The sequence below is a fragment of the Priestia sp. SB1 genome (assembly GCF_038898415.1).
Window position 1 is genome coordinate 397,220 of record NZ_JBBJSS010000003.1, and the last position, 12,117, is coordinate 409,336.

Here is a 12,117-nt window from a genome sequence, read left to right on the forward strand (position 1 = left end):
ATTTACCCCTATTAAAGTTTTAAATCTGTGAGATTTCCTGTTTTTTCAAAATTTTAATATCATGATCATCTTTATTACGAATAAAAAGCCAAATGCTAATATTACCAGAAGGTATGGAGTTAAAATGAAATTTAATAGCATCTCTATAACCTTCTTTTTTTACTATTTTATTATTAACTAATAAATAGCAAGCAAATTCAAAATCAGATGTGTCATCTTTCATATCGATTACTAGCTCACGAGAAGAAGCTGAATATTTGTATAAAATGTCCTTTATATCAAAAATTCTCTTGATGCCCTCGGTGTACTCATAGTGATATAAACTTAGCATCCCCTTATTATCTTCTACAGAAAATACTAGGTTAGTTTTATCTTCTTTTAGAAGAGTAAATTCTTTAACTTCATTGTCAACAGCATTATCTTCAGCTGCTAGAATAGAGGTTAAAAATTTAGCCTCACGTTTTTTCTGATGGACAAACTCCATATTGTAACATGGTTCTAACTTAGCAAAAGAAATTGAATTAAAACCTCTAATATTTTCTTCATCTTCGTACCCATGATAGGAAGAAATATAATCCGTTGGAAGATGCTGATTCATTTCTAGCTTTAAATTCCCTTTGTGATGATGACCAATTACTTGCTCTTTAGTCATAGCATTAAAATTAAGTGTTCCGTTCAAATTGAAAACTTGGGAATATTTATGATCGTTATTTGATTTAATATCATCTACCAAAATAATCAGATTAGGATATATATGAATTAATCTTCTAGTTATGTTTATATCCTCATATAAATTGTTAGTGACTTCTACTCCAGCAAAGTCGTTCTCTAAGTGATAACTACTAATTCCTAGCTGGTTTTGATTATCTAAATTTAGTGAATAGTTCTTATCGTCAACGACAATTGTATTATGTGCCATAGCTGAAACTACGTATTTTCTATATTTACTTTTGTTGTCATAATTGTACTTTCCACTATCAATGAATAAATCAGTGCCTTTATATGAAAATGTAAAAGATAAATCGTCAAAATGTTTATGGCTTGTATTTGAAAATCCTGATTTTAAAGTTAAATAGCTTTTTTTCTTTTTTAATATCGCTAATCCAGTTTCAGGAAATACAATTGAATCGGGAATATATTTTCCATTATTAAAGTATTTATGATTAGTATCTCCTATAAGAGGATACGTTAAATCTGGCTTTAATAAATGAAGATGTTGTTTATAAATTTCCTTCAATATGTAGCCGAGTGTATTTTCTGCTAAATTAATTTTATTAATGTCTAAAAATGCTTGTAGCTCCTCAAATAAATGGTATGTATGATAATGGTATTCAGGTGAATTTTCAACGTTTATATACTCTTTAGTGAAACTAATTTTTATTTGTTTTTCTAAGCGATTAATAGCCTTTTTCAGCCACTTTTCACCAAATGATTCATATCTAAAGAACAAAGATAATTGTAATAACGCCCGGTCCATCATAATTCCATGATTATTATCTACATAATGCTCATCTGAAAATAAATATTCTCCATTTTTCAACATAGCAATAGCCATTTTTTTCTTAAAAACAGGGTTTAACTCATAATTCGCTCTTTTACATAACATTAAATAATGGGTTATTACTATTACTCGGTTGGCTACGGCAAAGTCATACCATACTCGCTTATCAGTCGAATTATTTTCAAAGGAAATCCAACTCTCAAGGATTTGCTCTATTTTTTCCAGGTATTTCAAATCGTCAGACTGTTCATATCCGTTATTTAATAAACTAATAAATTGTAATGAATATAAATATACTTTATAGGTGTTTTCAGGTTCTCCACTTAGAGACCAAATATCGTCAGCCTTCTCAAATCTCATTTCAGGCAGCGATTGATGAAGGTATATATTATGGTTATAAATCCCTTCCGCTCTTGAAACAGCTGCTTTCCCCTGTACATCTGTTCGTTTAAACAAATAAGTTAAATCAACATTAAAAATATATTCTATATCTATTACAGAGGTATCCTTATTCATAAAGTCCCTCCTTTTTCCTCAATAATTTCTACAATCTAATTATAATAAAATAACTTCTTCTATCTTCTTTATAATTACAGATTTATCAAATTCACTTTGTGAATACTTCTTCAATTTACTTGCAATTTTCTGTTTGTAATTTTTCCGATTACATACATATGTAATCACCTCTTCCTCGTCATTGAAGAGATATTCTTTTGGATAGATAGTTTCTGCACCAGGCCAGTGTAACAACAAAGGCGTGCTACCTGCAGCCATTCCTTCCATAGGTGCCAAATGAAAACTTTCATACTCACTTGTGGATAATACATAACCTATTTTCTGGAACCATTTGTCCATATCATTGCCGTGTTGATCGAAAACAACATTTTTACCCCACGGGGCTTTTTTTATACGGTCAAACACTTCATCATAATATTGTTTTTCCTGCGGTCTATTCATTAACCAAGATAATTCTTGTGGCATACGACTTTTTACAAACAGCTTATATCTTTTATCTTTATTCCATAATCCCTCAAATATATTGAGAGCCCGATCCAAGCGCTTTCTACTCGGAAGAATACCGCATATACCTAAGTTAAATTGTATTTCTTCTTTATTCAATTTAGGTTTATCAAATTTCATCGTATCAACCATATTATAAATCATAGTCATTTTATTTCTTGGAATGTGATTCACCCTATGAAATTCTTCAAATATATAGGGGGAAATAGCTATAATCTGATCTATGTTTTCTATATGAAATTGACTTGGAAACTCTGTGACTCGTTCTTGTAAATGCATTCTCACGATTAATTTTTGATCAATACTCTTGTGCTTAGAATACCAAACTGCATTTCCTAATCCCCATTCACAAAAGATCACATCTGCCCATTCTAAACATTCTTTACTGTAAGCTTCATCATGGTTATTATGTCCCTGCCATTGATCTACCTTTACTTCAAATTTTGAATTTTGCTTAAAATATTGAAGCGCCATGTCAATAAACTTCAGGTCATGACCCGCGAATAATAGCTTGGTTTTTTGATTATTAAAGCCCCATAGCATGTCTTTTAAACGTTTATACGATTCCTTGAATGTATAATATCGGCATGCATTGTAAATAGTTTGAGCTGTCTTCTTATAAAGATTACGATTATACATAACTTCTAGGGTTTTTCTTACGAATTCTTCTTCGTTATCTACAAACAAGAAATAATCTTTTCCTAGCAAATCTTCGTACATTTTTGTTCGACGAAGTAAAACTGGTTTGCCTTGCCTTCCATATTCCAATATTTTAGTAGATAACTCTACGCTAGTGTCGTTATCAATTAACTCGCTTCTCCATCCAACTCCAACATCAGATTCTTCCACAAGTTTTATAGATTCACTTCTCGGAATCGCACCCAACCAATTTACATTACTTTCAGTATTAAAACGGTTAATAATGCGATCTTTTTCAGGGATTAATTCCCCTTGGAATTTATCTCCAGCAATATTTAATACAAGACTATGATCTTCTTCATACACAGACTTAAATGCATCTAAAATTTCTTCTGTGTACCACCCTTTAGCAAATTTCCCCGTATAGACTAAGCTGTTGTTTCGATTAACAAAATCCGGTGTTTCCCCATAATCAGGAATCATGGGCGTTAGTAAACAGAACTTTTCACCTTTCACCGACAAAATACTGTTTAACAAGTTTTTCGTTTCATTCGTTTGTACAAATATTTTTGGAAAAGTACTATAAATTTTTTGAAGAACTTGTTTTTCTTCACTCGTAATTTCGTCTGGATTATGTGTGAATTCTGTAAAATACGGTACAATTTTTGACGATAAAGGACTCTTCATTAATTCAATTGCTAACTTGTATCCACGCACAATAATACAATCGTATTGGTTGACCTCATTTAATTCTTCCATTAATTTTACTGCTTCAAATATATTGAGACGATTACCATTTTCAAATTTCTTATTAAATAAATTAAATGTATCAATAGTGTTAACTTGACTTAAATTTTCTATTTCAGAAAGTAAGTTTCGATTTTTAATTCGAGCTTTTAACAATACGTCAACAACTATATTTTTGTCATAATTTAGTACGTTCGCCATCGATGTCAACCAAACCGCTGAACCATCCATAATGTTTAAATCTACATCACCATATAAAAGCACTTTTAACTTTTTTCTCATTAATAATTCACCTATTTTTGAATTTTATTAATTATATCTTCAGAAACTCCTACTCCAGCTCTAATAAAGTTGTAGTTATCAATGCTTAGCAATCTAAAGCCTCTCATAAAATACAAAGCCATTGAGCTGTTTGATCTCATTTTTGTTACCGCTTCTATTATATTTTCTCCATGGAAAATAGATTTATCTACAATTGAGGACTCAAATTGCAGACTGTCTACATATTGGTACTCTTTATCTTGATTATATTTAGTTACTTCTTTATTCTGGAAATCATATTGATAAAAAGTATTTTTACCAATAATTTCTGCATTACTATATTCTGTCGCAATCATTAAATCAAGTAAGTAATTTTCTCCATAGAAGCTGTCTGGATTAAAATAAGAAATATAAGGGTTAGATATAATCTCATTAATACGGTTGTAATGATTCATGTAACTCAGCACGTATGTCTTAATATTTTCTTGATTATACTCATTTAAAATATCTACATACCCATCAAAATTTTCCAAAAGAACGATTAACTCTTTTCCTTTCCAGCTTTGTCGCTTAAAGGAATCAAGAATATTAAAAAATTCTACTTTAGATTTAGCTACAGATAAAACAGAAACATTCTTAATATCTTTTTTGACAGTTATCCCTAGCTGTTCTAACATATAATGGATTCGATGCTTATATGTATGATTCAGATAAACCTCTCGTATACCAACTAAAGATTTTTCATTGTAATATTCTTCATCGTCCATTAATTTTTCAATAGATTCTTTTAATTCTTGCTTGTTTTCAGATATTAATACAATATCTTTAAACATTCGCTTTACACCTTCAGAATAACTGCTAATGATAGGCGTTCCACATGCTAAACCTTCAAATACACGTCTAGAAAACATAGTTGGAGAGTATTTAACACTATTAACATTGAGCATGACTTTGTAGCCTTTATATGCTGTATTAATTTCATCATACTTCAAACTACCTTTAATATTCTGATCGAATCGCTCTGGAAAGCTAAAATGCGTGCGACCATTTTTATTTTTCTCATAGTTTCTGTCAAAGATATCTAAACCGAACTCAGCTGCAATGTCTAACACATTATCCATATCTTGTTTGCGCTCTTCGTGACGGTTATCGTAATAAGAACCTGCGAAACAAATTTTTTCTTCACGTTTCTCTCGTATTTTGATTGGGTTGTGTAATTGAGGCTCTGCAGAAAAAGGCAAAGCAAAAACGCGTTCATGACCTGATTCTTTTTGATAGTTTGGTATCATATCTGCATCTGTTGTGAAGATACAATCGAATAATTTAGCAGTATCAATGAATTTTTCAAAATGAATTGGATCTTCTTTATTCCAAAACACTGTAGGAATATTGTTTTCTTTACACCATCTTAATAAGTCAAACAGAGGGGTTTTGTCTTGGTTATTATATTTTGCTATTTTATATTCCCAAGCTCCAAAATTACCTCTCCAAGCAGATTCTACGAATAAAAGATCTGGAGTGTCTTCAATTAAAATTTCTTTCCAATTTTCTGTTGTAAAAGTAAGTAAATTAACTTCTTTTCCAAAGCAAGTCATGCTAAACTCATCTAAAATACATGCCATTTTAATATCGCTGATTGTAGACGGGTTATTCTTGGAGATTTTTTTAGGGTTTGATACATACGTATTGGGGATTTCTTGCTTTATTCTTTGAATATAAATATCCTCAATAGTGGCAATACCTTTATTTGAAATGCGCAGAGCTAAACGAAGATTTTGAGTTTTTTGATTCATCTTTATTCTTGTAACTTTATTTAATGAAACAGCGTGAACATTAATTTTTTTGCTACCTGAATACTCAATAACCATTAAGTTTACATGAGCTTTACCAAAAATTTCTCCTTTAATTTGAATTTCAAACTCTTCATTAGGTAACGTTTTTAAATCGTGAGTAGGCAAATAGCTAAAACTATTGTTTTTCTCCAAGTAAGAGATATAATTTTTGTTCTCGCTCTCAGACGATATAAATAATTTTTCTTTTTGATTGTACATAAAAATATCAGCAGACTGATAGAACCAGTTTTCAGCTCTTAGAAATGATTGATTAGTTATTAAATAGGGGGCTATATCATTCAAAATTTGACTTTGGAACTTAGCAAAATCAGATTTTAACACTGAAAGATCTTTCATGACTTATTTGCTCCTTTATGCAATCTCTTACGTAAAGACCAGTATTTTTTTGTTAATTTTCCAAGTTTAGAATTTTTCAGAGCATTCAGTTCTCTTTTTGTTTTTTTGTTTTCTGCTTGGGTATTAACTAACTCTGTTTTCAATTCATGCATTTGATCTTGAAATATTTTCAACTGGCTCTCTAAGGCTTTTTTGTTTGAAACTTCTTCTTCAAACAACTTAATTAACACACCGTAGCTTTGTAATTTTTCGAATGTTTCTTCTTTAAATAAAACAAGTTTTTTATTTAACTCCTGATACTCTTTCTCAGTATATACCGGCAACTCTTCAAAACTTTCTAGGTTTCTTTCGGGTTCTTCTTGGAACGGTAATCTATTTGCTCTTAATTGAGCTTGAGAGCTCTCCATATTTTTGTCCCAACCTCACTTTCTTATAATATAGTAAAAATTCTTTTTTGTTACCTTCTCATTTATATCTAAATACCTATAAAATCTATTTTCTACTTATGGAATACTACCATAGGTACTAAATAGGTTCAATGTCTTATTTTGTCGAATATCATCAAATGTACCAAAATTGTACTCAATAGACGATTATGGTATTTGGAATAGACCTTATTACCTAACAGTTAATGTTATAATTATATATTAAAATATCTACATGAACAACGAAAGTCTCAAAATCATTAAAGTAGATCGGTTATTTAATAAGAGTGTTATAAATAGTAAATGAATCTATCGAAACAAACTTCACTTCTAGATTAACTACAACCTTTTTACTCTGAAAACATGGCATAATACTGTGGTAGTTTTTTATTTTTGAAATGAATTATATATATCATATACGCACAGTTTAAGATACCCTTTATAAGTTGATAATCTTTCTTTTTTCGACATGTCATGGCTGCTTTTTTACTGTGATTTAAAAGAACAGCACTATCGTTATCTAAAAGAATCGCTGTTTCTTGCAGCATTTATTTTTTACATGAAGTTCATTAGTCTTTTATCATAGGACGAGACGAGCGAATTGTAGATGTAATGAGTGATTCTTTAGGAGGAGCTATTTTATTATTTCTGCTTTATGTAGTGAGAAAGTCTGCCACAAAGTAAAAGCTCTTACTCTTTGAAAATGATAACTATAAGCAAAAAGCATGGAGCGAATCTCCATGCTTTTCCTTATATTTTAAACTTAGCAATCAGCTCTTGCAGTTCCTCTGACATATTCGCTAAATCCATCGCAGATGAAGCAATTTCCTCCATGGAAGCAAGCTGTTCTTCGGTTGTGGCTGATACGTTTTGCGCTCCCGCTGCCGCTTCTTCCGCGATACCGTTGACTTCGTGAATCGCCTGCTGGACTTCAAGCGTATCTTTGGCTAGATTATGAATAGCGCTCCCCATCTGCTGAATTTGATTCACTACGTGCTGTACAGCTTCGTTAATTTGCATAAATGATGTACCTGCTTGTTCCACTACTGCTAGACCTTCTTTTACTTCTTTGGTTGTGGTTGTCATCGACTGCAGCGTCCGAGCTGTTTCGCTTTGAATGAGTGCAACTAGATCTTTAATTTGATTTGCTGAGTTGGATGAGCCTTCTGCTAGTTTACGTACTTCACTTGCCACAACGGCAAAGCCTTTTCCGTGATCACCTGCTCTTGCTGCTTCAATAGCTGCGTTCAAAGCAAGCAGATTTGTTTGATCGGCAATGGTTGTGATGACATCGTTAATTTGACTAATTTTCGCTGAGTGTTCGCTAAGGCCTTGAAAAACAGATGAGAGTTCGGTTACATTTTCGTTGATTGATTTCATTTGTTGGGCTGCTGTTTCAACGGTCGCTGTTCCGCTATTTGAGATCGCAGCCGTGTCGAGTGCTCGCTTAGTGATTTGCTCGACGTTTTCAACAACTTCTGATGTTTGGTTCGTAATGCGGTGAATAATGGTGGAGCTTTCTTGAATTTGATTCACTTGATGGTTGGATCCTGAGGCTAGTTTTTCAGTGATGCTTGAAATATGTTCAATGGCACTGTTGTTTTGTTCTGCGCTGGCGCTTAGTTCTTCTGAAGAAGCCGCAACCGTTGATGAAATGTTTCCAACGGACATAATCATTTCTTTTAATCCGCCAATCATTTTATTAAATGAAGCGGTAAGGGAGCCAATTTCATCTTGAGATTCATACGTGCCTTGCACTTGAAAATCCCCGTCTTTTGCTGTTTCCATGAGGTTTTTAATATCGTTTAACGGCTTTGTAATCATGCGTGCAATCAGAAGTCCAATCCCTATTGTAAGTAGGATGACCAACGCGCTGACGAGTAAAAGAGTAGTAACGGCTGATTTTACGCTTTGCTTATTTTTTTGATAAATGCTTTTAGCTTCGTTATTGTTTATCGTCTGAAGATCATCTAGTGTGTTATTTATGGTTGTACGCAGGGTGACGATTTGTTTAGAAAAAACGTTATAGGCTTCGTCTCCTTTTTCATCTTGAGCAAGCTGTATGGCTTCACTTCTTGCTTGTGTTAAGTTACCTATATTTTCTTCGTATAGAGCCAGTTTTTCTTTTTCACTATCTAGCAAAAATGTCTTTTTATACTGTTCGATAAGCTTGTTATTTTCAGCTTCTTTTTCTTGAATTTCATCGAGACGCTTACGCTGATAGTTTTCATCTTTTGATAAAATCATTTCAAGCGTATTTGCATCGATTGCTCGGTTATTTGTACGAATTTGCCCTAACTGCCTGATTGGCTGCAGGCGGTCATTATACATAGACTCCGAGCTGTCAGCAATTCGCTGTGTGTAAAAATAGCTGATCACGGCGACTGCAATAAGTGAAATTGTTGAAATTATAACCATGACTAGCAGCTTTCGATAGATACTCAGATTTCGTAATGCCCCCATAACATTTCCCCTTTTCGCTGATGTATTCTTCTGCTTTCATTTTCACACTTTGTTATATCTATCGGTCATTGGGGGTGTTCTATCCATAGTACGCTCGTGACTTTTTATCGGCATAAAAAATAGCTTCTTATCAAAAGAAGCTGGTTTAAAAATAATTTCTCCACTTAGATTTTTGTCCCTGATACTTTCCCTGTGTTATCGACGCTTAACTTCCAGCTTTGTCCGTCAGGAGATTTAAGGATCAGGCTGTTCCCTTGCTGAAACTCAAGGTTTCCATACATTTTGCTTCCGGACGTTGCCACCCAAGAGGAACCGGGCATCATAGAAGACGTACCGAATATACGATTAATTCGAAAACGCTTGTGATCTTTTGTATATTCGCTTAGCGTAAGTCTCATTTTATACAGCGTATTGGCTCGCACTTCTGCCGTTACCGTGTTTCCTAAGTTGTTTTTTACGTCTTTCGCTGTTATCCACGCACCGTCTAGTACTGTTAGATATTCAAATTTAATATTTTTAGGTGACTCACCCCATCCAAATGAAACGCCGGCCATATTCAGCATTTTAATTGGATTTGCAGTAAAGTCCATTTCAATCACAACGGGAGCTGAAGCCGGCACGTCGAGGTAGTTCATGCTTTGTTCATCAACTAAGCTGAAGCAGTTGCTGATGCTACCTCCGTACGGAGCTTTTCCAGCGATTTGTTTGACGGTATATTTTTTATCAGCTTGTACAAAAATATCGTCTTGATTGCCGATAATATCCGGTTTTCCTGGAAGACCTGGTGCAAATATATTTCGGGTTTGTTCAAAAGGAGACGTAATGTCATTATACTGTCCGTTGTTTAAAATCGATGTGGATAAAAGGTTAGAGGCAAGCTGATTTCGATGCGAGATACTCGTAAATTCTACGGGCGGTTCTCCTCCGTTCATTAAATACGTATCCCAAATATGCCCTTCAAACGTATTGTAAGCACCTGAACATTTAATTGCTCGTTTCGTTTGGCTGCGGCACTGCATTTGAAAATGAACAAAGCTGTTTCCTGACGTTTCATACGGCACGTCACTGATGCCGGCCACGTCAATTCCATATTGACAGCCGTCAATCGATAAATAGCTAAAGTTATTCGCGTTAATCCATGCAGGTGTATTGATGTTGGTAATTTTTTCAGTTTGCAGCAGTACGCCTCTTTCAAAGTTGCGAAGGTGTACAAAGGATACGTTCACAAAGCTAATAAAATCCCACGCTTTTTGGCAATAAAAATAAATGCCTTTTCCATTATAAGCGCCTGACGTATTAATCATGCTGATGTTGCTTATTGTCGTTTTATTTCCTGTTTCTAATTGCTGTGATCCGTGAAGATAAATGACCGAAGAGGTAAATGATGGGTCGATTACTTCAACGGTTCCTCCTGAAATAGACGCATCTTTTTGCAGGGTAAATACATGATAATTTCCCGTTACTTTAAGTTTGATTCCGCTGTCCATTTCAAACGAAATAGACGGTTTAATCACAAGAGGTGATGCGATGGCGTACGTATAGTTCCCTGTTAGGAGTACGCGTGATAATTTGTTGGCAGCTGCGTAATCAATTGCTTGCTGTATCGCAGGTGCATCATCCGTCACGCCGTCTCTTTTTACACCAAAACAAGCGGCGTCTACTATTCTTTCTTCACTGCAGTTTTCCATTAAACTCATCTCGCTTTCTCAGCAGCTGTAAAGCATGTACTGCTTCTATTACTTTATGCGTTTTGACTACCTGTGGTTCACTGTTTCCATAGAAAAAAAGCTTCCGTGTTAGAAGCTTTTTCCGCTCATGTTTACGTATTGATTAGCAGTTGATGCAATCATTTGACTCGACGTAAAGTGCTGTTCGACTTTTTTTCTCGCTCCTTTAGCAAATCGCTGCTTTTGTTCTTGTTCAGCATACACCTCCGTAATTTTCTCCGCAAATGCTTCAGGTGAATAAGTCGGGATTAAATAGCCCGTGTCTCCGTCTGCTATCGCTTCTTTCACGCCTCCTACATCAATTGAAATCATCGGTGTACCAACAGCCATTGCTTCTAAAACAACCATTGGAAAGACTTCACGATGAGAAGTTAACAGAAGCATATCCATTTTCGTAATAAATGCTTCAGGGTCTTCTACTTCTCCCCATATCTTTATCTTTTCAGACAAGCCTTGCTCCTGGATAAGCTCTTGAATTCGCTGAAGGTCAGGTCCTCCTCCTCCGATATGAAACTTCATATGTTCATGATCTCGAAGCAGCGAGGCAATTTCGATAAACAGCTCGTGATTTTTTTCTTTTGAAGCTCTTGCCAACAGACCGATATGACAATCGAGTGAAGCAGACTTTTCTTTAAATACAAATTGATTTAAATCCACTCCGTTATAAATCGTTGTTACTTTACCGCTATTCACGCCCAGGTTCATCAACTGTTCTTGTTCAAAACGGCTGACCGTAATCACTCCATGCACATAAGAGTTTACGAGTTTACAAAAAAAGCTTTTTGCCTTTTGTTCAAGCACCGTTACATTATGCTTTGTATAAAGTATTTTTACTTTTTTTCGCAGCACTCGATTCACGCATACTGCATACATCACCATACGCAGACTGTTGGCATGAATAATGTCAATTTTACACGTTCGAACTTTTTTCCAAAGTATATAAAGATTGTGAAGATGATTTTTTCTGCTTAAAGGCGTGAACCGTTTCTTATATTGAATTTTGCTGTACAGTTCTCCCATTGCAGCTGCTGTATACACGGTAACATCCGGATGATTCAACTGATTTTCGAGCTTACAAAAATACGTTTCTGCTCCGCCTGTAATCAATTTATCCGTGATTAAAAGTACGTTTTTCAAGACTCCAC

General features: G+C 34.2%; 7 protein-coding genes. All 7 read right to left on the reverse strand.

Annotated features, from left to right (window positions below):
- Window positions 1-19: 19 nt before the first annotated feature.
- The 7 genes from WKH56_RS12615 to WKH56_RS12645 all read right to left on the reverse strand — a co-directional run bounded on the left by WKH56_RS12615 (window position 20) and on the right by WKH56_RS12645 (window position 12,109).
- The gene (locus WKH56_RS12615) at window positions 20-2,017 is read right to left on the reverse strand and encodes a heparinase II/III domain-containing protein (RefSeq protein ID WP_342835709.1); all 1,998 of its coding nucleotides are present in this window, start codon (window positions 2,015-2,017) and stop codon (window positions 20-22) included.
- Window positions 2,018-2,056: 39 nt separating this feature from the next.
- Window positions 2,057-4,189, reverse strand: a complete 2,133-nt coding sequence (locus WKH56_RS12620; protein WP_342835711.1) for a glycosyltransferase — start codon at window positions 4,187-4,189, stop codon at window positions 2,057-2,059.
- An 11-nt stretch (window positions 4,190-4,200) separates the two neighbouring features.
- A complete protein-coding gene (locus WKH56_RS12625; protein ID WP_342835713.1) occupies window positions 4,201-6,357 on the reverse strand; it encodes a CgeB family protein in 2,157 nt (718 codons plus the stop codon).
- Window positions 6,354-6,764 (reverse strand): hypothetical protein, encoded by a 411-nt coding sequence (locus tag WKH56_RS12630; protein ID WP_342835715.1) that lies wholly within the window; start codon window positions 6,762-6,764, stop codon window positions 6,354-6,356. Before WKH56_RS12630 ends, WKH56_RS12625 begins: the two co-directional genes overlap by 4 nt.
- 768 nt (window positions 6,765-7,532) lie before the next feature.
- Window positions 7,533-9,245 (reverse strand): methyl-accepting chemotaxis protein, encoded by a 1,713-nt coding sequence (locus WKH56_RS12635; protein WP_342835717.1) that lies wholly within the window; start codon window positions 9,243-9,245, stop codon window positions 7,533-7,535.
- Between the two features lie 164 nt (window positions 9,246-9,409).
- Window positions 9,410-10,942: a pectate lyase family protein gene (locus tag WKH56_RS12640; protein ID WP_342835719.1), complete on the reverse strand. Its 1,533-nt coding sequence runs from the start codon at window positions 10,940-10,942 to the stop codon at window positions 9,410-9,412.
- A 99-nt stretch (window positions 10,943-11,041) separates the two neighbouring features.
- Entirely contained in the window at window positions 11,042-12,109 is a 1,068-nt protein-coding gene (locus WKH56_RS12645) for a glycosyltransferase family 4 protein (protein WP_342835721.1), read from the reverse strand.
- Window positions 12,110-12,117 lie beyond the last annotated feature (8 nt).

Bases quoted from the DNA above. Each gene is read 5' to 3' on its own strand.
- WKH56_RS12615 (WP_342835709.1), bottom strand. From the start codon at position 2,017: ATGAATAAGGATACCTCTGTAATAGATATAGAATATATTTTTAATGTT.
- WKH56_RS12620 (WP_342835711.1), bottom strand. From the start codon at position 4,189: ATGAGAAAAAAGTTAAAAGTGCTTTTATATGGTGATGTAGATTTAAAC.
- WKH56_RS12625 (WP_342835713.1), bottom strand. From the start codon at position 6,357: ATGAAAGATCTTTCAGTGTTAAAATCTGATTTTGCTAAGTTCCAAAGT.
- WKH56_RS12630 (WP_342835715.1), bottom strand. From the start codon at position 6,764: ATGGAGAGCTCTCAAGCTCAATTAAGAGCAAATAGATTACCGTTCCAA.
- WKH56_RS12635 (WP_342835717.1), bottom strand. From the start codon at position 9,245: ATGGGGGCATTACGAAATCTGAGTATCTATCGAAAGCTGCTAGTCATG.
- WKH56_RS12640 (WP_342835719.1), bottom strand. From the start codon at position 10,942: ATGAGTTTAATGGAAAACTGCAGTGAAGAAAGAATAGTAGACGCCGCT.